Here is a 26,292-nt window from a genome sequence, read left to right on the forward strand (position 1 = left end):
CTTCCACGGCCTTTCGGCCACAACGACCTCAACGTTGCGCGTCTACCAGTTCCGCCACGACCGCACATCATGATGGTCCGGACGGGTCCGGCACCAGGTAGGAGCGGGCGCCTAGCAAAGCTTATCGGTCGATGCAAGCGAGCTTCGCCGCATTTATTTTTGCAGGTGCGAGCAGGCGATGCCGAGCGTCGCTGCCGCCCACCTCCGGCCATGTCATCGAACCGACTCAAAAGAGTCACTCAAATGTCACGGCTCTGGCGTCAGACCGTCATCGAATCACCCTAGTGGCGGCGTCACCGGGGGCGAGTCAGCGCATCTCTTCTCGTTCGCGGCATGTTTTTCATCAGGGGCGCCTGCGGGCGCGTACCGGGAACGGAGATTTTCATGGCGGCTTTCGCACGCGTTCGTTTGGTCATGCTCAGCGGCGTGGCCTGTTCTATCCTCGCGGCCTGCGGCGCCGATGGTGTCGCTTCGCCGGGTGAAGGCGTGATCGTCATTCCCGCGCCGACGCCGACGCCGACCCCCACGCCGACCCCGACTCCGACGCCCACGCCGACCACCGTCACCCCGGCCGCGAACTGCCCGACCATCGCGGGCCCCGACCAGCTCGCGAACCTCGGCACCATTTCGGGCCCCGGCGGCGAATGGCGCAACTGCGGCTTCCCGACGCGCTTCACCGCGACGACGGCGATCCCGAAGGTTCCCGGCGTCATCTATTCGATTCCCGGCCGCGTCGATGTCGGCACCGACCAGGGCGCGGCGAGCACCAACAATGTCGTCACGCTGACGATCGACCCCGGCGTCACCGTGTTCGGTGCGACGGGGGTCTCCTTCCTCGCGGTCAACCGCGGCAACCGCATCGACGCGGTCGGCACCCCGACCCAGCCGATCATCTTCACCGGCCGCGGCAACGTCGTCGGTTCGGCGGGCGACCAGACCTCGCAGCTGTGGGGCGGTGTCGTCCTGCTTGGCCGCGCGCCGATCACCGATTGCCTTGCGCCGGGCGCGACGCCGGGCACCGCGGCCTGCGAACGCGACACCGAAGGCACGTCGAACGCGCTCTATGGCGGCGCGCAGCCGGCCGATAACTCGGGCCGCCTGTCCTATGTCCAGATCCGCTATTCGGGCTTTATCCTGTCGGCGGCGAGCGAGCTTCAGGGCCTGACGCCGTCGGGCGTCGGTTCGGGCACCCAGCTCGACCATATCCAGATCCACAACAGCTCGGACGACGGCATCGAAGTGTTCGGCGGCCGCGTCAACATGAAGCATCTGGTCATCACCGGCGCCGAAGACGACGGTCTCGACACCGACGTCGGTTACCAGGGTAACATCCAGTACGTCATCGGCGTGCAGCGCGAAGGCGGCGCGGTCGGCGACTCGATGATGGAAATCGACTCGAACGGCAACGAAGACGCGTCGCCGCGTCAGCGCGTCGCGATCTCGAACTTCACCTACATCCATCGCAACAACGCGGCGGGCAACGGCGTGTCGATCCTGGTGCGCGGCGGTGCCGACTATACCTTCGCCAACGGCCTGATCGTGGCGCCGGGCTTCCGCTGCCTCGGCTTCAACAGCGCGACGACGGTGCAGGCCGCGGGCGCGGCGGCTGATGAGCAGGGCCCGCCGGTGTTCCGTTCGGTGTCGATGCAGTGCAACGCTTCACCGTTCCGCGGCACGAACGGCGTGACCGATGCGCAGGTGCAGGCGATCTTCGATGGCGGCACGAACAACCGCACCGCCTATACGCCGTCGCTGACGAACCTGTTCGTCAACGGCGCGACCGAGACGGCCTTCGCGCCGTTCGATGCGAAGACGCTGAACGCCTTCTTCGACACCACCGCTTATGTCGGCGCCGTCCGCGACGCCAATGACACCTGGTATCAGGGCTGGACCTGTAACTCGACGACCGCAAACTTCGGTACGTCGAGCCGCGCCTGCAGCGCCATCCCGACGACCTGATCGCTCGCGATCCAATTTGGGGAGCGGGCACGCCTGACGGGCTGGCCCGCTCCCTTCCTACATTTTCTTGGGGACATTCCACATGACCAAGCGGCCGATTTTCGCCAGCCTGCTCCTCCTCAGCTCGGCCCTCGTTGCGCCCGCGGCGCTCGCGCAGGACGCCGCTAGCGAACCCGCCGCCGACGCGCCGGCGCCTGCCGAAGAAACGCCTGCCGAAGAAGCGGCGCCGGCGGACGAGGAAGGCGATGTTTCGATCCCCGGCGGCGCCGAACAGGAAATCGTCGTCACCGGCCGCTATACCCCCAACATCGTCCGCGCGACGCCCGAAGTGGTGTCGGTGCTGTCGTCGGCGGACATCGCGCGCACCGGCGAGGGCGATATTTCGGGTTCGCTCCAGCGCGTCACCGGCCTTTCGGTCGTCGGCGGCGGCTTCGTCTATGTCCGCGGCCTCGGCGACCGTTATTCGCTCGCCTTGCTCAACGGCTCGCCGCTGCCGAGCCCCGAACCGCTGAAGCGCGTCGTCCCGCTCGACATCTTCCCCTCGAACGTCATCGATTCGACGCTCGTCCAGAAAAGCTATTCGGTGAACTTCCCCGGCGAATTCGGCGGCGGCGTGATCAACCTCACCACCAAGTCGACCCCGCGCGAACCCTTCCTGACCTTCAGCGGCGGGATCGGCTGGGACAGCGAGACGACGAACGAGCTTGGCTATACCTATTATGGCAGCGACACCGACGGGACGGGCTTCGACGACGGCAGCCGCAACGTTCCGTCGCTTTTGAAGGCCGCGTTCGCCAGCGGCAAGCCGATCCTTGAAGGTGCTGATTTCTCCCAGGACGATCTGGAACTGATCCAGATGGAACTTCTCAACAGCGATACGACGCTGCTGCAACAGAACAACCACATCCCGGTCAACTGGTCGGCGGGCATCACCGGCGGCACGACGATCCCCATCGCCGACGGCGAGCTGGGCATCATCGCAACGGCGGGCATCAGCAACAAGTGGCGCACGCGCGACACGTTGCAACAGACGTCGCTCAACCAGGATCTGTCGGGCGATCCACAGACAAGCTACAACCGCGTCATCACCGACAATCGGATCGTCGTGAACGCCCTGCTGGGTCTCGGCCTCGAAATCGGCGAGCACAAGCTGCGCTGGACCAATCTTTTTATCCGCGACACGCTGAAGCAGGCGCGCCTCGGGCTCGGCACCGATGCGAACCAGGTCGGCCGCGACATCATGAAGCAGGACACCGCCTGGTACGAGCGGCAGCTGATCAACACGCAGTTCGTCGGCGAATTCCACTTCGACGAGCTGAAGGTCGATCTGCGCGGCGCCTATGCCAACTCGCAGCGCGAGGCGCCCTATGAGCGCGGCTTCACCTATGTCCGCACCAACCTGCCCGTCGCGCAGGATCCCACCGGCAACAAGTTCGTCAACGACCTGGGCGGCAACCGCGGCGACGCGACGATCGCCTTCTCGGATCTGAACGAGGATTTGTGGTCGGGCGGCGTCGACCTGTCGTACGAGCTTGCCCCGCAGATTACCGCGACGGTGGGTTACGCCTATACGGACACGACCCGCACGGCGGTGCGCCGCGCCTTCCAGTTCCGCGCTTCGGGTCTGCCGGTGCCGGTGACGCAGCTGCGCCCCGACTATCTGCTCTCCGACGCGTCGATCCAGCTCTATAATATCACGCTGGTCGAAACGTCGGCGCAGGACGGCACCGCCGCCTTCGACGCCGGGCTGACCACCCACGCCGGATATGCGCAGCTTCAGGCCGAGATCGTGCCGGGCATGAACGTCAATGTCGGCGTGCGCTATGAGGATGGCAAGCAGACCGTCGTGCCGATCGACCTGTTCGGCACGGGCGGAAGCGCGATCACCGCAACCAATCTCAAGAATGACTATTGGCTGCCCGCCGTTACGCTGACCTGGGAAGTGGCGCCCGATATGCAGCTGCGCCTCAACGCATCGAATACGATCGCCCGGCCGCAGTTCCGCGAACTTATCGCGCAAATCTATCAGGATCCCGAATCGAACCGTCAGTTCCGCGGCAACCCGTCGCTGACCGACAGCGAGCTGTGGAACGCCGAACTTCGCTATGAGTGGTATTTCGCCAAGGACCAGCGTCTGACCGCGGCGGGTTTCTTCAAGAAGATCGAGAACCCGATCGAGGCCTATACCTCGCTCAGCACCGATTCGATCGCCAACACCAGCTTCGCCAATGCGCCCAAGGCGTTGCTTTACGGTGGCGAGATCGAGGTTCAGAAATATTTCGCGCTCGACACGCTGTCGGAATCGGCCTTCTGGGCGAGCCGCCGCCTGGTGCTGATCGGCAACTACACCTTCACCAAGTCGGAAATTCAGGTCGGCGCGGGCGACACCACGGTGATCAATGGCGTGGTGCAGGATGCGCGCAACTTCTTCTTCGACGGTTCGCCGCTGACCGGCCAGTCGGACCATCTGGTCAATTTCCAGATCGGGCTCGAGGATCAGGACAGGCTGTCGCAGCAGACCTTGCTCATCACCTATGCCAGCCCGCGCGTCACCAGCCGCGGTCCGTCGGGCCAGCCCGACATTCGCGAAAAGCCCGGCATCTCGGTCGATTTCGTCGCGCGGCAGGGCGTCACGCTGCTGGACAAGGAAATCGAGCTGAAGTTCGAGGCGCGCAACCTGACCGGCCGCAATTACGAGGAAGTGCAGACGTCCGGGGATAACCGCATCTTCCTCAACCGGTACAAGCTCGGCCGCACCTTCTCGCTCAGCGCGTCGCTGAAGTTTTGACGTCTATATCCTCCCCGTGCCGAAGGCATGGGGAGGGGGACCGCTCGCGAGGCGAGTGGCGGAGGGGCCAGCAGCGCCAAAGACCCCTCCGTCAGTCCCTCCGGCGCTGCCACCTCCCCATCGCTTCGCGACAGGGAGGATCGCTTCGGGCGGTCTCAGCGGACTCGCCCGACCGTCAAAAAACTGTAATCTTCCGGTCAACTGATTGTCACCAATCGCCCCTAGGCGATTCGCGACGGCAACTTCAGCCTCGGGGGGACAGGGACAATTTCATGGCGACGCTGATGTCCGGATCGGCCGTTCGGCTGCCGCGCGGTTTGCCCGCCTGGTTGCGGACGGCCAAGCGCTCGCCGCGCGAGATCGCACCGCAGCTGCTCGTCGGCCTGCTCGGCGCGCTGCTCGTCTGGCAGCTCGTTCGCCTGCTGTGGACCATCCTCACCCCGCTGTCGCCGCTCGGCGCGTGGCAGCCGCAGGCGGCGGTCATTGCGTCGCCCGCCGAACGGCGCGCGCTCTTCACCAGTTTCGATCCCTTTTTCCGCAGCAACGCACAGGGCCCGGCATCGGCGACCGTCACCGCGCTCGGCCTCACGCTCTTTGGTATCAACATCAACGAAGCGACCGGCGGCGGCTCGGCGATCATCGCCGGCGAGGACGGGATACAGAACAGCTATGCCGTCGGCGACGAGATCGCACCCGGCGTGAAGCTGGTCGGGGTCGCGTTCGATCATGTGCTGCTCGACCGCGGCGGTGCGCGCGAAAGCCTGTTCCTCGACCAGAGCGGCGACGCGGCGCCCGCGAACCCGGCGACCCCGCTGCCGGCTCCCACGCCCGAAATTGGATCGCCCGCTGCGGCCAGCAGCAACGCCAGCGGCGAGATGTCGTCGGCGACGCTGAAGGCCGGTGTCGGCTTTGCGCCGCGCACCGAAAACGGCCGCGTCACGGGGCTTGTGGTCCAGCCGCAGGGCGACGGCGCGACATTCCGTGCCGCGGGACTCCGTCCGGGCGATGTCATCCGCTCGGTCAACGGCCGTCCGATCGGTTCGGCGAGCGATGCCGCCGGGCTGGCCAACCAGATTGCGCCGGGCGCCCGCCTGTCGCTCGAAGTCGAACGCGGCGCCAGCGTCGTTCCCGTCGCCATCTTCCTGTCAAAGTCTTAGAGGTTTATGCGCCTGAAACTCTCCCTGATGCTTGCCGCGGCGCTGATTTCGGCCACGCCGACCGTGGTATCTGCGCAATATACGCTCAACGTCCGCGACGCCGATATTCGTGCCTTCATCCAGGATGCGGCGCGGATCACCGGCCGCACTTTCGTCATCGACGGCCGCGTCAACGGCAAGGTGTCGGTGGTCACCGACCGCCCGCTGTCGCGTAGCGAATATTTCGAGATTTTCCTTTCGACCTTGCGCTCGAACGGCCTTGTCGCGGTGCCCGGCCCGAACGGCAGCTATCGCGTCCAGCCGATCGACGGCGCGGCGTCGCAGCCCGGCCGGATCGGCAGCGACCGCGCGGCGCAGAACCAGTTCGTCACCGAAATCATCCGCCTGCGCCACATCGACGCGGTCGCGGCGGTCGAAACGCTGCGCCCGCTGGTCAGCCCGCAAGGATCGCTGACCGCGAACCGTAACGCCAACAGCCTGGTCGTCGCCGATTTTGCCGACAATATCCGCCGCATCCGCGCGCTTGCGTCGAGCATCGACCGCGACAGCTCGACCAGCCAGATCGTGACCCTGAAAAATGCCGGCGCGCGCGAAATCGCCGCCGCCTTGCAAGCGCTCGTCCCGGCGGCGGGGGAAGGTGCGCGGGCGCCCGTCGCGATCGTGCCGATCGACAGCAGCAACGCGATTGCCCTGCGCGGCGACCAGGCGCTCGTCGCGCGCTTCGTCCAGATGGCGAACGATCTCGACGCGAAGGCGGCGGGCGGCACCGAATTGCGCGTTTATTGGCTCGAGCATGCGAATGCCGAAACGCTGCTGCCGACGATACAGCAGCTGATCGGCGGGGGCAGCGATCCCGCGCAGAAGGCGGGACTGCCGCCCGCTTCGGCGTCGTCGTCGTCGGGCGGCAATGGCGCATCGGCGTCTGCGCCCGCGGCCACCACAGCGGTTTCGACGGGCGGCGGCGGGAGCGGCAGCATTTCGACCCGCGGTCCCGCCATCGTCACGCGCTACGAAGGCGCCAACGCGATCATCGTCGCCGCCAATAGCGAAGTCCAGCGCATGCTCGGCGAACTGATCCGCCAGCTCGACAGCCGCCGGCAACAGGTGCTGGTCGAGGCGATCGTCGTCGAGATCGGCGACGATGCGGCAAAGCGGCTCGGCGTCCAGTTCCTGCTCGGCGGCAAGAATATCCCTTTCGTCGCAACGAGTTACAGCAATGCGTCGCCGAACATATTGACGCTCGGCGGGGCCTATGCCTCGACCCAGCTGCAGCAGGAAACGACCACGGTCGACGGCACCACCGTCGTCACCCAGACGTCGAGCGCGCTCGGCAACAGCCTGCAGGAAGCGGCCGCGGCATCGTTGCTCGCGGCGACCGGCGGTTTCGCCGGTTTCGCGGGCGACATCGGCAAGAACACGATCTTCGGCGCGATCATCAACGCGGTGAAGTCGGATACGACATCGAACCTGCTCGCGACCCCGCATATCGTCACGCTCGACAATCAGGCGGCGAAATTCCTGGTCGGGCAGGACGTTCCGATCACAACCGGGGAAAAGCTGGGCGACAATTTCGAAAACGCCTTCCGCACCGTCCAGCGCGAAGAGGTCGGGATCAAGCTCGAAGTGACCCCGCAGGTCAATGGCGCGGGCGAAGTGAAGATGTTCCTGCGCCAGGAAGTGTCGAGCGTTGCGGGCCCCGTCTCGTCGCGCAACAGCGACCTCATTTTGAACAAGCGCTCGTTCGAAACGGTGCTGACCGTCGACGACGGCGAAATCCTTGCGATCGGCGGCCTGCTCAACGACGACGAACGCCGGACGATCGAGCGCATCCCGCTGCTCAGCGATATTCCGCTGCTCGGTGAGCTGTTCAAGTCGCGCAGCCGCACGCGGTCGAAAACCAACCTCATGGTCTTCATTCGCCCGACGATCCTCCGTAACCGTGAGGATAACGCCGCGCTCACCGCGCGCCGCTACGGCTATATCCGCGACTTCCAGCTTCAGCGGAATCCCGACGTCGAGCCCGCGATCGACACGCTGGTGCGCGATTATCTGGGCGCCGTTCCGCCTGTCCCGACGCCGCCCACCGCCGCCGATGTGACCGTCGGGCCGGTGAACCTCCCCGCGCTGCGCGGCGCCGACGGCACGGTCGCGCCGACCGACGTGCCGCCGTCGGTGTTGAACGCGCCGGCCCCACCGCCCGAGGGAGACTTGCCGTGAGCGACGGCGAACCGACCGCTGCGCCGCCCCCGGCGCCGGTCGATATTCCCTATGGCTTTGCGCGCGCGCATGGCGTCGTGATCGCACAGGGTGAGGGCGGTGCGTGGCTCGCGACCTTGCGCGAGGGCGCCGACCCCGCGGTGCTGATCGAGGTGAAGCGCTATCTTTCGCAGCCGCTGCGCGTCGTGACCGCGAGCGTCGCCGATTTCGACCGGCTGCTGTCGGACCATTATGCCGTCGACAGCTCGGCCGCCGCGATGGCGGGCTCGCTCGACGGCAGCGACATCGACTTCAGCCTGCCGAGCGCCGAGGACCTGCTCGACAGCGCCGACGATGCCCCCGCGATCCGCCTGATCAACGCGATCATCGCCGAAGCGGTGCGGCAGGGGGTCAGCGACATCCATATCGAGCCCTATGAAAGCGGGCTCGTCGTGCGGATGCGGACCGACGGCGTGCTCCGCGAGCATCTGCGCATGCCGCCGCATGTCGCGCCCGTCGTCGTCAGCCGCATCAAGGTGATGGCGCGCCTCGACATCGCCGAACGCCGCGTGCCGCAGGACGGCCGCATCGGGCTGACGCTCGCGGGGAAAGCGGTCGACGTCCGCGTCTCGACGCTTCCCAGCCGCGCCGGCGAGCGCGTCGTGATGCGTATCCTCGACAAGGATGCGGCGGGGATCGACTTCGACGTCCTCGGCCTGACGGGCGCCGCCGACCAGATTTTGCGCGAGGCGCTCGCCGAACCCAACGGCATCATCCTCGTCACCGGCCCGACCGGGTCGGGCAAGACGACGACGCTTTATGCGGCGCTGAAGCAACTCAACGACGGCCAGCGCAATATCCTGACCGTCGAGGATCCGGTCGAATATGCCGTCGATGGCGTCGGCCAGACGCAGGTGAACAGCAAGGTCGGGCTCGATTTCGCCGCGGGCCTTCGCGCGATCCTGCGCCAGGATCCCGACGTCGTGATGGTCGGCGAAATCCGCGACCGCGAAACCGCCGACATCGCGGTACAGGCGTCGCTGACGGGGCATCTCGTGCTCTCGACGGTGCACACCAACGACGCGGTGGGAGCGATCACGCGCCTGAAAGATTTGAAGGTCGAACCCTTCCTGCTCGCCTCGACCCTCCGTGCCGTCATCGCGCAGCGGCTCGTCCGCAAGCTCTGCGACCATTGCCGCGAACCGGTGCAGGCCGACAACGGCGTCGCCGCGATGCTCGGGCTCGACATCGGGACGGTCATCTGGCGCCCGAAGGGCTGCGAGCATTGTAGCGGCAGCGGCTACAAGGGCCGCATCGGGGTGTTCGAGGCGATCAAGGTCGACGAGACCGTGCGCCGCTACATCTATAATGGCGGCGACGAGGCGATGATCACGCGCCACGCCTTTCTGAAATCGCCGACGCTCGCTTCGGCGGCGCGGACGATGGTGGCGAAGGGGCTGACGACCGCCGAAGAGGCGATCCGCATCGCGCGGCGCGAGGATGTCGATGCCTGATTATCGCTATGTGGCGATCGATCCCCAGGGCCGCGAGCGCAAGGGACGGCTGACCGCCGCCAACGACGATGCGGCGCGCGCCGACCTGGTGCGGCGGAAGTTCCATATTGTCGCGGTCGAAGCCGCGGGAACGCGTCCTTCGTCGGGGCGCTCACTCTTGGCGTTCCGCCGCGCCCGTTTGAACAGCAAGGAACTGGCGCTCTTTACCCGCCAGCTCGCGACGCTGGCCGAAGTCGCGCCGCTCGAAGAGGCGCTGCGCACGCTCACGCGCCAGAGCGAGGCCGAAAGCGCGCGGAATGTCATCGGCGACGTCCACGCCGGGCTGCTCGAAGGGCGCCGGCTTGCCGACGCGATGGCGCGCCAGCCGGGAAGTTTCCCGCCGCTCTATCGCGCGATGGTCGCGGCGGGCGAAACGACGGGCAGCCTGACGACCATCCTCGCGCGCCTCGCCGACCTGCTCGAACGCCAGGCCGAGGTGCGCGGCAAGCTGATTGCGGCGCTCGCTTACCCGATCGTACTTGCGATCGTCGCGATCGGTGTCGTTGCGGCGCTGATGATCTTCGTCGTTCCGCGCGTCGTCGAACAATTCACCGACGTCGGCCAGCAACTGCCCTTCCTGACCCGCGCGGTGATCGCGATCTCCAGCTTCGCTGCCAACTGGTGGTGGCTGATCGCGCTGCTGATCGCCGCGGCGAGCTTCGGATGGATGACCGCGATGCGCCGCCCGGCGTTCAAGGCGCGTGTCGATGCGCGCCTGCTCCGCCTGCCGCTCTTCGGCCGCCTGCTCCGCGATCTTTACGCGGCACGGTTCGCGCGCACGCTGTCGACGATGGTGTCGAGCCGCCTGCCGCTCGTCGACGGGCTCCGCTTGACCCTCCCGACGATCCGCAACGCCGCGCTCGCGGGCGCGACCGCGACGATCGTCGACCAGGTGCGCGCGGGCGGCAGCCTGTCGGCGGCGCTGCGCGACGCCGGGGTCTTTCCGCCGCTGCTCGTTTACATGACCGCCAGCGGCGAAAGCGCGGGGCGGCTCGAGCAGATGCTGGAGCGCGCCGCCGACTATCTCGAGCGCGAGTTCGACCGCTTCACGGCGGCGTCGATGGCGTTACTCGAGCCTGTCATAATTGTCGTTATGGGGTCATGCGTTGCCCTTATCATCCTCGCCATCCTGCTTCCGATCCTTCAGTTGCAGAACCTTGCAGGTCTATAATAGATGTCCCTGATGCAGCTTTTCATTCGCCTGATGCTCGACCCCGCGCGTCCGCCGGTTCACCGGCGCCGCAAGAAGGGCGAACGCGGCTTCACGCTGACCGAATTGATGGTCGTGATCTTCATCATCGGGCTGCTCGCCACCGTGGTGATGATCAACGTTCTGCCCAGCCAGGACCGCGCGATGGTGACCAAGGCGAGGGCCGATATCGCGACGCTCGAAACCGCGCTTGAACAATATCGTCTCGACAATCTGACCTATCCGGCATCGACCGACGGACTCAACGCCCTCAGCTCGCCGCCGCCCGCACTGGCACAGCCCGAACGCTATCGCCGCGGCGGCTATATCAAGAAGCTGCCCGCCGATCCGTGGGGCCGCCCCTATAATTATCAGGCGCCGGGGCCGAACGGGAAGGCGTTCGACGTCTGGTCGCTCGGTGCCGACGGTGCCCCCGGCGGGACCGACGACAATGCGGATATTCGCAGCGAAAGCTGAGACGCGCGTGCGTCGCGGGCAAGGCGGCTTTACCCTTGTCGAACTGATGGTCGTGCTCGCGATCATGGCGCTCGCCGCGACGGCCGTCGTGCTGACCATTCCCGGCGAGGAACGCACCGTGCGCAGCGAGGCCGACCGCCTCGCCGCGCGCCTCGCCGCCGCGCGCGATGTCGCGGTGATCGAGGGGCGCAGCGTTTCGGTCAACTTCGCACCCTCGGGCTATGGGTTCGAACGGCGGATTTCGGGCGAATGGCAGCCGCTGCCCGGCCGTGCGTTTGAACAACGCAACTGGCCTTCGGACGTGCGCTTCGTTGCCGGTGACGGGCAGGGCGCGGTGCGTGTGCTGTTCGATCGTGTCGGCACCAGTCCGACGCCGCAGGCGGTGGTGCTTGTCGGCGGCGACGCGCGCGAGGTCGTGCGCGTCTCGGCGACGGGGGAGGTCAGCCGTGGTCCGTGAGCGACAAACCCGTTCCCCGGCGAAAGCCGGGGTCCATGGTGTCAAACGCAGCACCGTACCGCTCTGGGCCGCGTTCGGAGTCACGTGCCTCCGAACGCCTTTCGCCGGGGCGCGATCAAGTGCCGATGATCGCGGTTTCACCCTGCTCGAAATGCTGGTGGCGCTCAGCGTGATTAGCATCGCCGCGCTGGCGCTTGTGCGCCTCGATGCCTATGCGGTGCGTACCGCCGGCGACCTCGACGAAAGCACGATGGCGGGGATCGTCGCGCAGAACCGCGCGGTCGAATTATGGACCGATCCGGCGCCGCCGACGATCGGCAACAGCGCCGTTGGCGTCGCCAATGCCGGGCGGAACTGGCGCATCGAACAGCGTGTCGCGAAAACCGCCGACGACGCGCTGCTGCGTATCGACCTGATCGTCCGCCCCGAAGCCGGGCGCGGGCAGGCGGCGCTGACGATCATCCGGCCGTCGCGATGAGGCGGCTATCTTTCATCCTGAAGTGTTCCCCGGCGAAAACCGGGGTCCTGCGCGTGCGTGCGCGACGTTGGTTTGATACACTCTGGGCCCCGGCTTTCGCCGGGGAACATCTTTCTAACCGCGAGCGCGGCTTCACCCTCGTCGAAATGCTCGTCGCGCTTTCGATCTTTGCCGTGATCGCGGCGATGGGTGTCGGCTTGCTGCGCAGCAGCGTCGATACGCAGGACGCGGTGCAGGAACGGCTGAAGGCAATGGGCGGTATCAACCGCCTTCGCGCCGTGATGGCGAACGATCTGGCCCAAGCGGTCCAGCGCCCGACGCGCGGGTCAGCGGGCGAGGCGGTGCCAGCGTTCGTCGGATCCTCGAACGGCTTTGCGTTCGTCCACGGCGGCGCGGGTTCGCTCGACGGCAGCCCGCGCCCGAATGTCGAACGCGTCGCCTATGCCCTTGTTGGGCGCGAGTGGCGGCGCGCGACGCAGCCGATGCTCGACGGCACCGCACTCGGTGCGGGCGACCGGCTGATCGGCGAGGTTGCCGGCGTCGCGGTGCGTTATCGCGACGAGAGGGGCAATTGGGGCGAGAGCTGGACGTCCGAACCCGGCGACCGCCTGCCGCGCGCGGTCGAGGTGCGAATGACACGCACGGGACGCGAGGCGCTGACGATGCTGTTCCTCACCGCGCCGACCTTGCCGCCGCCGCCGCCCGTTGCAGGGGTGCCAGCACCATGACCCCCGGCGCAAAGGATGAACGCGGCGCGGCGCTGCTCACCGTATTGCTCCTGGTCGCGGTGATGGCGGTGATCGCGGCGACCGCGCTCGACCGGCTGACGCTCGCGACCCGCATCGCGGGGAGTGCGGCGACGGTCGATCAGGGCCGCGCTTACGCCTTCGCCGCCGAACAGATTGCGCTGCGGCGCGTCGCCGACCTTGTCGGGCGCGATCCCGCCAAGCTGACGCTGGCGGGTGATTGGCTGGGGCGCGATTTTGTCCTGCCGCTGCCCGGGGGCGAGGGGCGGGCAAAGCTTGCCGACGCGAACAATTGCTTCAACCTCAACAGCCTCGTTGCCGAAACCGTGCCGGGGCGGTTCAGCCAGCGGTCGGGCTCGATGCGTCAGTTCGGTGAACTGATGACCTTGCTCGGGATCGATCCGGGGCAGGCGCAGGCGATTGCCGGCGCGGCGGCCGACTGGATCGATAGCGACAGCAATGAGGGCCCGCTGGGAGCGGAAGACAATGCCTATCGGTCGATGCCTGGCGCCTATCTGCCCGCGAACCGCAAGATGGCCGATATTAGCGAATTGCGCGCCGTGCGCGGCGTCAGCCCAAAAATCTACGCGCGCCTCAAGCCCTGGATTTGTGTGTTGCCGGTCGCCGAGCCCGTGCGGCTCAACGTCAACACGCTGGCACCCGGACAGGCGCCACTGGTGGCGATGCTGTTGCCCGGCGAAATCGGCATCGCCGATGCGCGGGCGGCGCTAGCGGCGCGGCCCGCTGGCGGCTATGGCAGCAGCGTACGATTCTGGGAGGCAGGTCCGCTCGAACGGTTCGATCCGCCGACCGACGTCGCCGAGCAGGCGGGGGTGACCAGCCGCTGGCTGACGCTGACGACGAATGTGACGATGGGGGACGGGTTTTTGACGGCAGTTTCGCTCATCGACGCCAATGGCGGGGCACCATCCGCCGGCATGGCGTCGCCCTCGATCGTCCGCCGCGACTGGGGCGAGACCGACTGAGATGCCGCGCACGCTGGTTCTCTGGCTGCCCCCCGTGGCGGTGCTTGGCGATGAGAATGCGCCCCCGCCCGCGTGGCTGCGTGTCGACGATGGCGTGATCGTCGATTCGGGGCAGGACGATGGCTGGGTCGACGCATGGGAAAAGCCGCGGGATGACGGTCCCGACGATCGGCTGATTGCGGTGGCGCCTGCCGCCGACGTGCCGCTGCGCTGGCTTCATTATCCCGACGCCGCTCCGGCGCAGGCCGCCGCTGCGGCGCGCATCGACACGCTGAAGGCCAGCCTGGGCGATGCGGCATTGCTTCATATCGTCGCGGGGCAACCGGCGGAGACGGGGCAGGCGGTTCCCGTCGCGGTGACGACGCACGCTGCGATGACCGCGTGGACCGATTGGCTGAAAGCCCGCGACCTTGCGCCTGTGGCGATCGTTCCCGCCGCCGCCGCGGTGCCGCCGCCCGAACCCGATACGCTGTGGAAGGCCGATGTAGGGGGCGAGCAGATCGTCCGCGCCGCCGATCATGCCTATGTCTCCGACCCCGAGCTCGATCCGCTGATCGCGGGTGGCCGCACAATCGCGCCGCTCGATGCCGACCGGATGCGCGAGGCGTTGCTGCTGACGCTTTCCGTCCCGCCGCTCGACCTGCTCAGCGGGGGATGGAAACCCAAGCGCAGCTGGTCGGTCGATCCCGCGATGCTGCGGCTGGCGAAGCGCCTCGCCATTGCGCTTGTTGTCGTCAGCCTGTTGATCCCGATCGTCTATGCGCTGCGGCTGACGTCCGACAGTGCCCGTGCCGATGATGCCGTCGTCGCGATGGCAAAAAAGGCCGGGGTGACCGCGACCGATGCCGCGGCGGCCGAAGCCGAACTCGACCGCCGCCTTGCGGCGGCGGGCGGCGGGCCGCTGGCTTTCTCGGTCCCGGCGTCGGCGCTTTACGATGCGATGGGCGATGTGCCCGGCGTGTCGCTCAAGACGCTGTCGCACCGCACCGACGGGACGCTGACGACGACGCTCGCCGCGCCGCGCGTCGAGGACATCAACAAGGTGCTGCTCGCGCTGCAGGCGCGCGGCTATCGCATCACCGCCCAGCCGATGGCGGGCAGCGATGGCCAGCAAATGGCGAATATCACGATCCGGGCGGTGCCATGACCGAGAGATTGCAAAACTGGTGGCTAGCCCTGTCGTTACGCGAACGCTGGCTCGTCGGTATAGCCGGCGGGCTGGCGCTGGGCGTCATCCTGTGGGGTCTCGGCCGTCCGGCCGTCGCGGCGTTCATTGATCTCGAAAGCCAGCATCGCGCCGCGATCGAGCGCGAAGGCCGGGTGGCGGCAAAGGTGCAATTGCTCGCGCAGCGTCCGGCGAGGTCGGTCGCTGCGACGGTCGATGCGGTCGCGATCGACCAATATCTCGCGCAATCGGCGGGCGAGATCGGGCTGACGCTCGACCGCAACGAGGCGCGGGGGCAGGGGCAGGCGACGATCGCCATCGCCACCGCGCGCGCGACGGTGCTGACTGACTGGCTCGCTTCGCTCGAAGGGCAGGGCTTCGTCGTCGATCAGTTGACGATCACGCCGGCCGCCGACGGCACCGTGGGCGTTACCGCCGAACTCAGGAAGGGCGGCCAATGAGCGCACGGCGACGTTGGGGTATCGCGGCGCTGCTGTTCGCGCTGATCCTCGTCATTGCGACCTTCCCGATGCGGCTCGCGCTCGCCTGGTCGGGCGCGACCGACGCGGGCGTCACCGCGCGCGAGATTCGCGGGTCGGTCTGGTCGGGCGAGCTCGTCGAGGCACGGCTCGGGGCGTTGCCGCTCGGCACGGTGCGCGCCAGCCTGTCGCCGCTCGCGCTGCTCGGCGGGGGCGTTGAACTCGCTTTTTCGCGTGCCGACGAGCGGCTCGGCGCGCTGGCCGGCCGTCTCTACGGCAGCAATCCGCGCGGCGTCGCCGATGTCAGCGGTACGACCATGATGTCGGGCGGGCTCGGCATGATCCCCGTCGACACGATCCGGTTCGAAGGTGCCACCGTGCGTTTCGATGGTGCTGGAAAATGCGCCGAGGCAGCCGGGCGGATCCAGCTCGCGGTCACCGCGCCGATCGCGGGCCTCGACCTGTCGCGCGGCCTTGCGGGTCCGCTCGCGTGCGTGAAGGGGCGCGCGCAGGCGGCGCTGGCCAGCCAGTCGGGTATGGAGCGGCTGACGCTGTCGTTCGACGGCAGCGGCGCCTATCGCGCGAACTTCGCGATCAATGTCGACCGCGACCCAGCGATGGCGGCGGCGCTCGCGGCGCTGGGTTTCAAGGCCGGGACCGGCGGGTTCGTGCTGGCGACCTCGGGCCGCTTCTGAAATGCCCATCCTCGATGCCTTGCCCTTTGGCATGGGCGTCGCTCTTGCCGCGCTGATCGGGCTGGTCCTCGGCAGCTTCATTGCGACGCTGGTACTACGCTGGCCCGAAGGACGCTCCGTGCTCGGGCGCTCCGAATGCGATGGCTGTCGGCGGCCGCTCGGCCCTCCCGATCTCATACCGTTGTTGTCGGCTTTATGGTCGCGCGGCCGCTGTCGCCGCTGCGGCGCGCGGATCGACCCTTTTCACAGCCGCGTCGAGCTGGGCGCCGCGCTGATCGGCGGCATCGCGCTCGCGCTCCTGCCCGAAACCGCCGGGTGGCTCTGGGCGCTGTTCGGCTGGCTCCTGCTGCCGCTGGCGCTGCTCGATGCCCGCCACTTCTGGCTCCCCGACCGTCTCAATGCCCTGCTCGCCATCGCCGGCCTGCTGCTTGCCGGTCCGATGCTCGGCGCCACGCTGCTCGACCGCTGGATCGGGGCGCTTGCGGGGGGATTGCTGCTCGCGCTGGTCGCCTGGGCCTATCGTCGCGCGCGGGGCGGCGACGGCATGGGCGGCGGCGATCCCAAGCTTGTCGCCGCGATCGGTGCCTGGCTCGGCTGGCAGGCGCTGCCGCTGGTGCTGCTGCTCGCGAGCCTTGGCGGGCTGCTGTGGGCGCTTGGCACCCACAGCAAAGGGGACCAGCCGCTTGCCCAGCGGCGGGTCCCCTTCGGTGTTTTTGCCTGCACCGCCGCTTTCGCCGCGGTGCCGTTCTGGCCGCTTCTTACCGGCCGATAACGACGGTCACCGCGCGGCGGTTCTGCGCCCAGGCTTCCTCGTTCGATCCCATCGCGGCGGGACGTTCCTTGCCATAGCTGATGACGTTGATCCGCGACGGGTCGACGCCGAGCGACGCGAGATAGTTTTTCGCGGCATTGGCGCGGCGTTCGCCGAGCGCGATGTTGTAATCGCGCGTGCCGCGTTCGTCGGCATGGCCTTCGAGCGTGACGCGCACCGCGGGGTTGCGCTGCAGCCACTGCGACTGGCTCTGCAGCGTCGCCTGGTCTTCGGCGTCGACATTATACTGGTCGAAACCAAAGAAGATGCGATCGCCCGACACGTTGGCGACGAAATCTTCCTGCGATCCGGGGACGACGCCGGTGCCGGTTCCGGCGCCGGTGTCGGTTCCGGTGCCTTCGGGAGCGGGGGGGAGCGTGTCAGGAGCCTTTTTCGCGCAGGCGCCAACAGCAAGCATGGTGATCGCCGCGATCATCGCGGTGCTTTTCCGTATCGTCATGTCTTCTGTCCTCTTGTTGTTGTTGGGAATTTTGTTCGAGCGGGCGAATATACCCATTCAGGACGCGCTATTGGAACCCAAATGGGGCATTTTGGTTCCGGTTTCCTCAGGGCAGAACCGGGCCCCAGCTGGGGTCCGATCCGTCCTGCGGGGTCGGCAGGCGGCGCAGGTTCACGCCGGTCAGGTCGACTTGCCACAGGCTCGATTTGCCTTCGCGTCCCGCGGTGGTGCGGAAGAACTGGATGACGCGGCCGTTCGGCGACCAGGTCGGCGCCTCGTCCTGCCAGCTGTTGGTCAGCATCCGCGTGCCGCCGCCCGAGGGCGTCATCACCCCGATACGGAACTCGCCGCCGCCCATGCGGGTGAAGGCGATCAGGTCGCCGCGCGGCGACCATTCGGGGGTGGCGGCGCGGCCGCCGCCAAAGCTGATCCGGCGCTGGTCGGACCCGTCGATGTTCATCGTATAGATTTGCTGGGCGCCCGACCGGTCGCTTTCGAACACGATCTTCCTGCCGTCGGGGGAAAAGCTGCCGCCGACATCGATGCCCGGCGTGCTGGTCAGCCGCACCGGGGTGCCGCCGTTCGCCGAGATGCGATAGATGTCAGTGTTGCCGCCGACCGCCATCGAATAGAGAATCTGGCTGCCGTCGGGCGACCAGCGCGGCGCGAAGGTCGCGTTGCTGCTTTCGGTCACCAGTTTCTGCGAGCCGTTCGCCACGTCGTAGATGAAGACGCGGACGCGGTTGTTCAAATAGCTGACATAGACGATTTTCTTGTAATCGGGCGAGAAACGCGGGCTCAGCGCGAGCGCCTGGCCGTTGGTGATGAAGCGGTGGTTGCCGCCGTCCGAATCCATGATCGCGAGGCGCTTGATGCGGTTCCCCTTGGGGCCGCTCTCGGCGATGTAGGCGACGCGGCTGTCGAAGAAGGGCGACTCGCCCGACAGGCGCGAATAGATGGCGTCGGCGCATTTATGCGCGGCGCGGCGCCAGTCGGCGGGCTGGATTTCGAACCCCTTGCGGACAAGCTCGCTGCCGAGCGCGGTGTCATAGAGATAGCATCCCACCACCAGACTGCCGTTCGAGCCGGCGTCGACAAAGCCATGGACGACATTTTCGGCGCCCCGCGCCTGCCAATCGGCAAAACGCGGCGCCTGAACCTCGGCGCGGGTGATCGCGCGAATGCCGCTGGGGCCGATGGGCTCGTACAGGCCGCTGCGCTCAAGGTCGGCGGCGATGACTTCGGCGATCTGGCGGCCGAGGCTGTCGGTGCGGAGGCCCGCTACGGATTGCACCGATGCGGTTGCCAGCGAAGGAATCGCGATGACGGTGCGGTCCTGCGACAGCGTGCCCTCGATCGTCTCGCGCGGTTCGGTTTGCGTGACGACTGGTGGTTGGATCGGAGTTTGCGCGAAGACCGGCGCCGCGGTGAGCAGCAGGGCGAGCGAGAGGCTGATCGGACGGAGGAACATTTCTCTTACCTCTTGATGAAATCGAGCGTGTAATTCTGCCAGAAGCTGTAATTTTCTTCGGGCAGATCGAAGGGGGCGGCGAGTTCGACAGCGCGTTTCGCGCACTCCTGGTGCCGCTGGACCTGGAACTTGTTGCTGTCGTTTTCGCCCGACGTCGTGACGCTGGTGAAACCCGCGAGCGCGCCCGACTGGGTCAGCCGGAACTTCACCACGGTCTTGAGCTGATCGACATCGACGCCCGAAATGCGGCAGCCATTCCAGCGCGGCGCGACCGCCGACTTGATGCTGACATCGATCGAACGGCGGACCTCGGCGGCGGTTTTCGACGCCGGTGCGCCCTTGCTCGGCGATTTGGTCAGCTCGCGGCCAATATCGTCGAGGTTACCGGTTGGGCGGCCACTCGGCTGCGCGCCCGTTTTTTTGGTCGGCGTCTTTGGCGCGGCCTTGGGCTGCGCCTTTTTTACCGCGGGCGGCTGTTTTTTCGCGGGTTCGACCTTGGGACGCGCGACTTGCTTGGGCGTCGGGGCGGGTGTTGGGCGCACGATCGGTTCGGGCAATGGCGGCGTCGGCACCGGCTCGGGCGCCGCGATGTCGGTCATATCTTCTTCGCCCAGCCGCGCGGCGGGGGGCGTTTCGCTGATCACCGGCGCGGTCGATTGCACCGCGCTTTCGGCGATCAGGTCGACTTCCATCGGCGGGTTGTCGAAACGCCGGTCGCCCGCGGTCCACTGGACCGAGAGCAGGCCGATGATGACGACATGCGCCGCCACCGCGATGGCGACGCCGCGTCCTTCATTCCCCCTCACTGCCCGTGTTTCGGCCATGATGATCAGCCTATTGCCCCGTTTCTGAACCGTCGGTGACCGCGGCTTCGGCCGCCGGTTCGCTGTCGGCTGCGCCCTCCGAACCCGTCGTCACCAGCGAAATGCGCGTCAGGCCGGCGCGGTTGAGTTCGCCCATCACGCGCATCACGCGGCCGTAATCGAGCCCCTTGTCGGCGCGCAGCATGATCTGGCGCGGCTTGTCCTGGCCGTCATTCTCGCGCGCGATCGCATCGAGCCGCGCGGGAAGCTCGGCCTCGGGCACCACCTCTTCGCCGATATAGAGCGTGTCGTCGGCATTGATCGACAGCTGCACCGGCTCCTGATCCTCGGTCTCGACAGGCTTGGCGCGGCTTTCGGGCAGATCGATCGGCACCGCGGAGGCGAGCAGGGGCGCGGTGATCATGAAGATGATCAGCAGCACCAGCATCACGTCGACGAGCGGGGTGACGTTGATCTCCGCCATCGGCGCGCGGCGGGTGCCGCGGCCGCGCCGTCCGCCGATGCCGCCCGAAGGTCCGGTCATCGCCATCAGGCTTCGACCTCGAGCTCGCGGCTGAAGGTCGCGTGCAGCCCGTCGGCGAAGCGACCGAGCCGCGATTCGAGCCGGTTCAAGCGCTGCGAAAAGGCGTTGTACGCGATGACCGCGGGGATCGCGGCGAACAGGCCGATCGCGGTCGCGAACAGCGCTTCGGCGATACCGGGGGCGACGACATCGAGGCTGCTCTTATTTTGTGCGGCAATCTCGGTGAACGCGCGCATGATGCCCCACACGGTCCCAAACAGGCCGACGAAGGGCGAGACTGAACCAATGGTCGCCAGGGTGCTAATTTTTTCGGCCAGCCGGTCGACTTCGCCCGCGACCGCGCTGTTCATCGCGATGCCGAGGCGCTCGCGCGTCCCGTCGCGGTCGATATTCTTGCTCTTGGTCGAGCGGCGCCATTCGCTGATGCCGGCGCCGAGCACCTTCGCGCTCGGCAATTCCTCGCTGCCATTTTTGTCGAAGAATTTGTCGATATTATCGGCGCGCCAGAAATCGCGCTCGAAGCGATCGGACGCGCTCATCAACTTGTTGACGCTGCGGCCATGGGTGAAAATCACCGCCCAGACATAGATCGACGCGAGCAACAGGCCGATCATCACCGCCTTCACGATGATATCGGCCTGCAGGAACAGCGCGACGGGGGACAAGGTCGCCGCGTCGGCGGCCAGCGAGATATTGTCTAGCAAGGGATATTCTCTCCATTCATGATGGCGGTAAATCGGTCGGCCCAGCCCGCGGGCTGGCGGCGCGGCCGGCCCTCGGGCGACAGAAAGGCGGCGGTCACCCGCCCGTCGGTCAAACTCTCGCCGGATAACGTGTCAGTTCCGCGAAGGATGCGCTGCGCGATAATCACGCTCGCGCCGCGCACCGCCTCGACGGTGCTGACGACGAGCAGGTCGTCGTCGAGCCGCGCGGGGCTGCGGTATTTTATGGTGAGGTCGGTGACCGCCCAGCTGCCTTCGCCGGCCTCCATCGCCGCGCGCTGATCGATGCCCGCGATGCGCAGCATGTCCGACCGCGCGCGCTCCATATAACGCAGGTAATTTGCGTGATAGACGATGCCCGACAGGTCGGTGTCCTCGAAATAGACGCGCGCCCGATAATGATGCTCAGCCCCGACGAAAGCGCCGGGGATGAAGGGGGGCGGGGCGTTTACCATTGCTTCGACCGATAGCGGCGCAACGACTCGTCGCAAACCCCTCTTGAACGGTTCGTCGCAGATCGGGGCCAGTTGGTGGAATGAAAGCGGCAGAAATCCGCCTATTTTCCTTGATCGAAAAGTCCGTCCTGCGATCCTGCGGGCGGATTGAGCCCGAGATGCTTCCACGCGCTCGCATTGAGCATGCGTCCGCGCGCGGTGCGCGCGATCAGGCCGACCTGCAGCAGATAGGGTTCGATCACATCCTCGATCGTATCGCGCGGTTCGGACAATCCCGCCGCGAGCGTCTCGACCCCGACCGGCCCGCCGCGGTAAATATCGGCGATCATCGTGAGGTAACGGCGGTCCATCGCGTCGAGCCCGAGCGCATCGACCTCGAGCCGGTTGAGCGCGGCATCGGCGGCCCTCGCATCGACGATCTTGTGGCCAGCAACCGTCGCGAAATCGCGCACGCGGCGCAGCAGCCGTCCGGCGATGCGCGGCGTCCCGCGCGACCGCTTCGCAATCTCCAGCGCCCCGTCCGACGCGATGGGGAGCGCGAGCAATCTGGCGGCGCGGGTGATGACCTGCTCGAGCTCGCCATGCGTATAGAAATGCAGCCGCACCGGGATACCGAAGCGGTCGCGCAGCGGCGTCGTGAGCAGACCTTGTCTGGTCGTCGCGCCGACGAGGGTGAATTTCGGCAGGTCGATCCGCACCGAGCGCGCCGACGGCCCTTCGCCGATCATGATGTCGAGCGCGCGGTCCTCCATCGCGGGGTAGAGGATTTCCTCGACCGCAGGCGACAGGCGGTGGATCTCGTCGATGAAGAGGACGTCGCCGTCCTCGAGATTGGTGAGCAGCGCGGCAAGGTCGCCCGCCTTCGCGATCACCGGGCCGCTGGTCGAGCGGAAGCCGACGCCGAGTTCGCGCGCGACGATCTGTGCGAGCGTCGTCTTGCCGAGCCCCGGCGGGCCATAGAAGAGCACATGGTCGAGCGCATCCGACCGCGCCTTCGCCGCCTCGATAAAAATCCGCAAATTCTCGCGCGCCGCCGCCTGCCCGACGAACTCGGCGAGCGTTTTCGGACGCAGCGCGGCGTCGGCATCCTCGGGGGTACGGATCGGGGTGGTGAGGTCGGTCACGGTGTCGCGATACCTATAAATCTCGTCATGCTGAACTTGTTTCAGCATCCATGGTCCGGCCGATCGGCCCAGCACCGATTTCGAAGGCAAGATCGCGCCATTCGGGATTGTCCTTCTCGATCAAATTAATCTTCCACGGGCGATGGCAGCGCTTGAGCTGTTTCTCGCGCGCGATGGAGTCGGCCATGGTCCCGAACAGCTCGAAATGGACGAGGCGATAGGTGTGATATCTTGCTGCAAATCCCTCGGCCGTGCCGTTTCGATGTTGCCATATGCGTCGCACGAGATTCGAGGTGACGCCGATGTAAAGTGTACCGTTGCGGTATTTCGCGAGGACGTAGATGCAAGGCTGAAAAACGTCGCGCCCGGACCGTAAGCTCAGGGCCATGGATCTGAAACAAGTTCAGCATGACGAGGATTGGAGATGGAGCCTCAGTCAAGATGCTCACCAGTGTAGGCGATACGAAGCTGGCCGCAGCGACAGGCGGCGTTGTGGACGCGATCGGTCACTTGGCCGCTTTCTTGAGCGCGACACGGACCAGCGCATCAAGGCTGGCGTCTGCACCCAATTCTTCGCTCGCGGCAGCCACCGCGGCGCTCGCTTCGCCGGGTTTGAAGCCGAGGCCGGTGAGGGCGGTGACGGCGTCGGTGAGCGGGCCGGGGGCGGCCGAGAGGATCGGTCCGCTCCCCGCGATCCCGCCGAGCCCGCCTGCCTTATCCTTCAACTCATGCGTGATCCGCTGCGCGAGCTTCGGCCCAACGCCGTTCGCGCGCGCGATCATTGCGCTGTCGCCGCTCGCGAGCGCGCGTTGCAGGTCGCCGATTTCGAGCGCCGAAAGGATCGCAAGCGCGACCTTGGCGCCGACGCCCTGCACGCTGGTGAGCAGGCGGAACCAGTCGCGTTCCTCGGCCTTGGCAAAGCCGAGCAGGCGCAGGAAATCCTCGCCGACGAGCATTTCGGTGTGGATGGTGACGTCGCCGCCGACCGGGCCGAGGGCGTCGAGCGTTCGCGCCGATGCCTCGACCAGATAACCGACGCCGCCGACGTCGATCACCGCATGGCCTGCGCCGCTCGAATCCAGCCGCCCCGTCAGTTTCGCGATCATGATCCGTGCCTAGCGCGGGGAGAACGAAAAGGGAATCAATTTCCCTTCCTCGTCATGCCGGACTCGATCCGGCATCCATATCGGCACGGTTGGCATGGACCCCGGATCAAGTCCGGGGTGACGAATTATTATGATCGCGGGCGATGGTTCGCATGGCAGATCGCGACCGCCAGCGCATCCGCCGCATCGGCGCCCGTCACCTTTGCGCCGGGCAACAGCACGCGCAGCATCGCCTGCACCTGTTCCTTCGCCGCACCGCCGGTGCCGACGATCGCCTTCTTGACCAGCCGCGGCGCATATTCGCCGACGGGGAGCCCCGCGCGCGCGCAGCCGAGCAGGACGACGCCGCGCGCATGCGCGAGCTTTAGCGTCGATTGCGGATTGTCGTTGACGAAGACCTCCTCGACCGCGGCGCACTGCGGCGCGTGATCGGCGATCACCGCCGCGAGCGCGGTGTCGAGATGCGCGAGCCGGTCGGGCAGCGACGCCTTGGCGTCGGTTTTCACCTGCCCGTTGGCGATGTGGCTGATCCGGCTGCCCTCGACGTGGATGACGCCCCAGCCGGTGCAGCTGAGCGAGGGGTCGAGGCCGAGGATGATCATGGGGTCAGGCCGGGCCGACCAGCCGGTCGATCAGCGTCTGGTCGGCGTCATAGACCCAGCATTCGCGTAGCAGGTCGTCGGCGATGGTGTAGACGAGCACGCGTTCGACCTCGACCGCCGCGTCGCCCTGGCCCAGCCGCTCGCGCGCGATCACCGCGCCGCGGTGCGGTCCCGCCATGACATCGACGATTTCGAGAAGTTTCCGGCCAGTTCGCCGCGAGAAGTCCGCGAGAACCGCGAGCGCGGCCATCTTTCCGGCATGGACGCCCGACAGCGCATTGGCGCCGGCATAGTGCAGCGTGAAATCGTCGTGATAGCGCGCGACGATCGCGGCCATATCGCCCGATTGCCACGCGGCGGCATAGGCTTCGAGGACCGATCTTACCCGGTCCTCGCCGCCTGCTGCCGCAGGGTCGCTCATCCCAGTTTTTCCATCACCGCATCGGGGATTTCGTAATTGCCCCAGACGGTCTGGACGTCGTCGTCGTCGTCGAGCGTGTCGATCAGCTTGAACAAGGTCTGCGCGGTCGCCTCGTCGCCGACTTCGCTCTTCAGCGTCGGGCGCCACGCGAGCTTGACGCCCTCGGCTTCGCCCAGCTTGCTCTCGAGCGCTTTCGCGACCTCGTGCAGGCTGTCGACGCTCGTCCAGATTTCATGGCCGTCGTCGGACGATTCGACATCGTCGGCGCCGGCATCGAGCGCGGCTTCGAAGATCGTGTCGGCGTCGCCCGCCTTGTCGGGATAGCTGATCAGGCCGAGGCGGTCGAAACCGTGCGACACGCTGCCCGAAGTGCCGAGGTTGCCGCCATTTTTCGCAAAGGCGGTGCGGACGTTGGTCGCGGTGCGGTTGCGGTTGTCGGTCAGTGCCTCGACGATCAGCGACACGCCGCCGGGGCCATAGCCTTCGTAGCGGATTTCCTCGTAATTATCGCCTTCGCCGCCCGATGCCTTGTCGATCGCGCGCTGGATATTGTCTTTCGGCATCGACTGCGCCTTGGCGGCGTTGACCGCCGCACGAAGGCGGGCGTTGGCGTCGGGATCGGGCAGGCCCATCTTCGCCGCGACGGTGACTTCGCGCGCGAGCTTCGAGAAAAGCGTGCTGCGCTTTTTGTCCTGCGCACCCTTGCGGTGCATGATGTTCTTGAATTTACTATGGCCGGCCAAGCCACCCTCCATCGGTAATTTTGAAAGCTGGCGCCGCCCTAGCGCGGCTGTCCAAAAGAGACAATGCGATCAGACAACCACGGCGGTTCCCGACGCGCTGACCATCAGCATCGACCCATTTTGGCCGAGCACCTCATAGTCGAGGTCGACGCCGATCACCGCATTGCCGCCGAGGCGCGCGGCTTCGGCTTCCATCTCGGCGATCGCTTCCTTGCGCGCGCGGGCGAGGACATCCTCATATTTGCCCGAGCGGCCGCCGACGATGTCGGTGATGCTGGCGAACAGGTCGCGGAACAGGTTGGCGCCGACGATCACCTCGCCAGTGACGATGCCCAGATATTCGCGGACCGGATGGCCTTCGACATTGTTGGTGGTGGTGCTGAACATCGTCACTCTCCTTCGTTGCTTTTAGTCGATTCCGAGCGCCGACTTATACACGTCGAGGATCGCTTCCATTTCCTTGCGGTCGTGGACCGGCAGTTTGCGCAGGCGAACGATCTGGCGCATGATCTTCGGGTCGTAACCCTGCGATTTCGCTTCGTTATAGGTGTCGCGGATATCGTCGGCGATGCCCTTTTTCTCTTCTTCCAACCGCTCGATACGCTCGATGAAAAGGCGCAGTTGCTGGTCGGACACGGTGGCTTCGCTCATTTTTGACTCCGGTTGTTGGGATGATGCGGCGCGAGAATCGCGCTTGGCGCGTCC

Annotated in this window: 29 protein-coding genes; 15 read left to right on the top strand and 14 right to left on the bottom strand. The window is 66.6% G+C overall.

Going from position 1 to position 26,292, the window contains the following annotated elements; genetic code table 11:
• Positions 1 to 384 precede the first annotated feature (384 nt).
• The 15 genes from V6M50_RS14155 (at position 385) to V6M50_RS14225 (ending at position 17,097) form a co-directional block, all read left to right on the top strand.
• Positions 385 to 1,959 (top strand): hypothetical protein, encoded by a 1,575-nt coding sequence (locus V6M50_RS14155; RefSeq protein WP_332819212.1) that lies wholly within the window; start codon positions 385 to 387, stop codon positions 1,957 to 1,959.
• Positions 1,960 to 2,041: 82 nt separating this feature from the next.
• The gene (locus V6M50_RS14160) at positions 2,042 to 4,747 is read left to right on the top strand and encodes a TonB-dependent receptor domain-containing protein (protein WP_332819213.1); all 2,706 of its coding nucleotides are present in this window, start codon (positions 2,042 to 2,044) and stop codon (positions 4,745 to 4,747) included.
• 272 nt (positions 4,748 to 5,019) lie between these two features.
• Positions 5,020 to 5,904 carry a type II secretion system protein N gene (locus tag V6M50_RS14165; RefSeq protein WP_332819214.1) on the top strand — a complete coding sequence of 295 codons (885 nt, stop codon included), beginning with the start codon at positions 5,020 to 5,022 and terminating at the stop codon, positions 5,902 to 5,904.
• Between the two features lie 6 nt (positions 5,905 to 5,910).
• Positions 5,911 to 8,121: a type II secretion system secretin GspD gene (gene gspD, locus V6M50_RS14170; RefSeq protein WP_332819215.1), complete on the top strand. Its 2,211-nt coding sequence runs from the start codon at positions 5,911 to 5,913 to the stop codon at positions 8,119 to 8,121.
• Positions 8,118 to 9,614, top strand: a complete 1,497-nt coding sequence (locus V6M50_RS14175; RefSeq protein WP_332819216.1) for a GspE/PulE family protein — start codon at positions 8,118 to 8,120, stop codon at positions 9,612 to 9,614. Before gspD ends, V6M50_RS14175 begins: the two co-directional genes overlap by 4 nt.
• Complete coding sequence (gene gspF, locus V6M50_RS14180; RefSeq protein ID WP_332819217.1) at positions 9,607 to 10,824, top strand: type II secretion system inner membrane protein GspF; 1,218 nt, start codon at positions 9,607 to 9,609, stop codon at positions 10,822 to 10,824. The genes V6M50_RS14175 and gspF overlap by 8 nt, the downstream gene beginning before the upstream one ends.
• Before the next feature lie 12 nt (positions 10,825 to 10,836).
• Positions 10,837 to 11,319 carry a type II secretion system major pseudopilin GspG gene (gspG, locus tag V6M50_RS14185; RefSeq protein WP_332819218.1) on the top strand — a complete coding sequence of 161 codons (483 nt, stop codon included), beginning with the start codon at positions 10,837 to 10,839 and terminating at the stop codon, positions 11,317 to 11,319.
• A gap of 7 nt (positions 11,320 to 11,326) precedes the next feature.
• Positions 11,327 to 11,776, top strand: a complete 450-nt coding sequence (locus V6M50_RS14190; protein ID WP_332819219.1) for a GspH/FimT family pseudopilin — start codon at positions 11,327 to 11,329, stop codon at positions 11,774 to 11,776.
• Positions 11,766 to 12,254 carry a type II secretion system minor pseudopilin GspI gene (gene gspI, locus V6M50_RS14195; protein WP_332819220.1) on the top strand — a complete coding sequence of 163 codons (489 nt, stop codon included), beginning with the start codon at positions 11,766 to 11,768 and terminating at the stop codon, positions 12,252 to 12,254. Before V6M50_RS14190 ends, gspI begins: the two co-directional genes overlap by 11 nt.
• A gap of 53 nt (positions 12,255 to 12,307) precedes the next feature.
• Positions 12,308 to 12,982: a type II secretion system minor pseudopilin GspJ gene (gene gspJ / locus V6M50_RS14200; RefSeq protein WP_332819221.1), complete on the top strand. Its 675-nt coding sequence runs from the start codon at positions 12,308 to 12,310 to the stop codon at positions 12,980 to 12,982.
• Positions 12,979 to 13,986 carry a type II secretion system minor pseudopilin GspK gene (gspK, locus tag V6M50_RS14205; protein WP_332819222.1) on the top strand — a complete coding sequence of 336 codons (1,008 nt, stop codon included), beginning with the start codon at positions 12,979 to 12,981 and terminating at the stop codon, positions 13,984 to 13,986. Before gspJ ends, gspK begins: the two co-directional genes overlap by 4 nt.
• A gap of 1 nt (position 13,987) precedes the next feature.
• Positions 13,988 to 15,133, top strand: a complete 1,146-nt coding sequence (gene gspL / locus V6M50_RS14210; RefSeq protein ID WP_332819223.1) for a type II secretion system protein GspL — start codon at positions 13,988 to 13,990, stop codon at positions 15,131 to 15,133.
• Entirely contained in the window at positions 15,130 to 15,612 is a 483-nt protein-coding gene (gspM, locus tag V6M50_RS14215; protein WP_332819224.1) for a type II secretion system protein GspM, read from the top strand. Before gspL ends, gspM begins: the two co-directional genes overlap by 4 nt.
• Positions 15,609 to 16,325, top strand: coding sequence for a type II secretion system protein N (gspN, locus tag V6M50_RS14220; RefSeq protein WP_332819225.1), 717 nt, complete (start codon positions 15,609 to 15,611; stop codon positions 16,323 to 16,325). The genes gspM and gspN overlap by 4 nt, the downstream gene beginning before the upstream one ends.
• Before the next feature lies 1 nt (position 16,326).
• Entirely contained in the window at positions 16,327 to 17,097 is a 771-nt protein-coding gene (locus V6M50_RS14225) for a prepilin peptidase (protein WP_332819226.1), read from the top strand.
• Here V6M50_RS14225 and pal read toward each other — a convergent pair.
• From pal to V6M50_RS14295, 14 genes are all read right to left on the bottom strand, one after another.
• The gene (pal, locus tag V6M50_RS14230) at positions 17,084 to 17,596 is read right to left on the bottom strand and encodes a peptidoglycan-associated lipoprotein Pal (protein ID WP_443030519.1); all 513 of its coding nucleotides are present in this window, start codon (positions 17,594 to 17,596) and stop codon (positions 17,084 to 17,086) included. The genes V6M50_RS14225 and pal overlap by 14 nt on opposite strands.
• Before the next feature lie 106 nt (positions 17,597 to 17,702).
• A complete protein-coding gene (gene tolB / locus V6M50_RS14235) occupies positions 17,703 to 19,067 on the bottom strand; it encodes a Tol-Pal system beta propeller repeat protein TolB (protein WP_332819227.1) in 1,365 nt (454 codons plus the stop codon).
• A 5-nt stretch (positions 19,068 to 19,072) separates the two neighbouring features.
• Complete coding sequence (locus V6M50_RS14240) at positions 19,073 to 19,891, bottom strand: hypothetical protein (RefSeq protein ID WP_332819228.1); 819 nt, start codon at positions 19,889 to 19,891, stop codon at positions 19,073 to 19,075.
• Positions 19,892 to 19,901: 10 nt separating this feature from the next.
• Complete coding sequence (tolR, locus tag V6M50_RS14245) at positions 19,902 to 20,420, bottom strand: protein TolR (RefSeq protein ID WP_332819229.1); 519 nt, start codon at positions 20,418 to 20,420, stop codon at positions 19,902 to 19,904.
• Complete coding sequence (gene tolQ, locus V6M50_RS14250; protein ID WP_332819230.1) at positions 20,420 to 21,118, bottom strand: protein TolQ; 699 nt, start codon at positions 21,116 to 21,118, stop codon at positions 20,420 to 20,422. Before tolQ ends, tolR begins: the two co-directional genes overlap by 1 nt.
• The gene (locus V6M50_RS14255) at positions 21,112 to 21,591 is read right to left on the bottom strand and encodes a YbgC/FadM family acyl-CoA thioesterase (protein ID WP_332819231.1); all 480 of its coding nucleotides are present in this window, start codon (positions 21,589 to 21,591) and stop codon (positions 21,112 to 21,114) included. Before V6M50_RS14255 ends, tolQ begins: the two co-directional genes overlap by 7 nt.
• Before the next feature lie 101 nt (positions 21,592 to 21,692).
• Positions 21,693 to 22,763, bottom strand: a complete 1,071-nt coding sequence (gene ruvB / locus V6M50_RS14260; RefSeq protein WP_332819232.1) for a Holliday junction branch migration DNA helicase RuvB — start codon at positions 22,761 to 22,763, stop codon at positions 21,693 to 21,695.
• Entirely contained in the window at positions 22,741 to 23,103 is a 363-nt protein-coding gene (locus V6M50_RS14265; RefSeq protein WP_332819233.1) for a GIY-YIG nuclease family protein, read from the bottom strand. The genes ruvB and V6M50_RS14265 overlap by 23 nt, the downstream gene beginning before the upstream one ends.
• A 118-nt stretch (positions 23,104 to 23,221) precedes the next feature.
• A complete protein-coding gene (ruvA, locus tag V6M50_RS14270) occupies positions 23,222 to 23,821 on the bottom strand; it encodes a Holliday junction branch migration protein RuvA (RefSeq protein ID WP_332819234.1) in 600 nt (199 codons plus the stop codon).
• A 128-nt stretch (positions 23,822 to 23,949) separates the two neighbouring features.
• Positions 23,950 to 24,423, bottom strand: a complete 474-nt coding sequence (gene ruvC, locus V6M50_RS14275) for a crossover junction endodeoxyribonuclease RuvC (RefSeq protein ID WP_332819235.1) — start codon at positions 24,421 to 24,423, stop codon at positions 23,950 to 23,952.
• A gap of 4 nt (positions 24,424 to 24,427) precedes the next feature.
• The gene (locus V6M50_RS14280; RefSeq protein ID WP_332819236.1) at positions 24,428 to 24,844 is read right to left on the bottom strand and encodes a nuclear transport factor 2 family protein; all 417 of its coding nucleotides are present in this window, start codon (positions 24,842 to 24,844) and stop codon (positions 24,428 to 24,430) included.
• The gene (locus tag V6M50_RS14285) at positions 24,841 to 25,587 is read right to left on the bottom strand and encodes a YebC/PmpR family DNA-binding transcriptional regulator (protein WP_332819237.1); all 747 of its coding nucleotides are present in this window, start codon (positions 25,585 to 25,587) and stop codon (positions 24,841 to 24,843) included. The genes V6M50_RS14280 and V6M50_RS14285 overlap by 4 nt, the downstream gene beginning before the upstream one ends.
• 69 nt (positions 25,588 to 25,656) lie before the next feature.
• Positions 25,657 to 25,974, bottom strand: a complete 318-nt coding sequence (locus V6M50_RS14290) for a heavy metal-binding domain-containing protein (protein ID WP_237836793.1) — start codon at positions 25,972 to 25,974, stop codon at positions 25,657 to 25,659.
• A gap of 21 nt (positions 25,975 to 25,995) precedes the next feature.
• A complete protein-coding gene (locus V6M50_RS14295) occupies positions 25,996 to 26,238 on the bottom strand; it encodes a DUF2312 domain-containing protein (RefSeq protein WP_332819238.1) in 243 nt (80 codons plus the stop codon).
• Between the last annotated feature and the right edge of the window lie 54 nt (positions 26,239 to 26,292).

This window comes from Sphingopyxis sp. (assembly GCF_036675685.1).
In the GTDB taxonomy this organism is placed as follows: Bacteria; Pseudomonadota; Alphaproteobacteria; order Sphingomonadales; family Sphingomonadaceae; genus Sphingopyxis.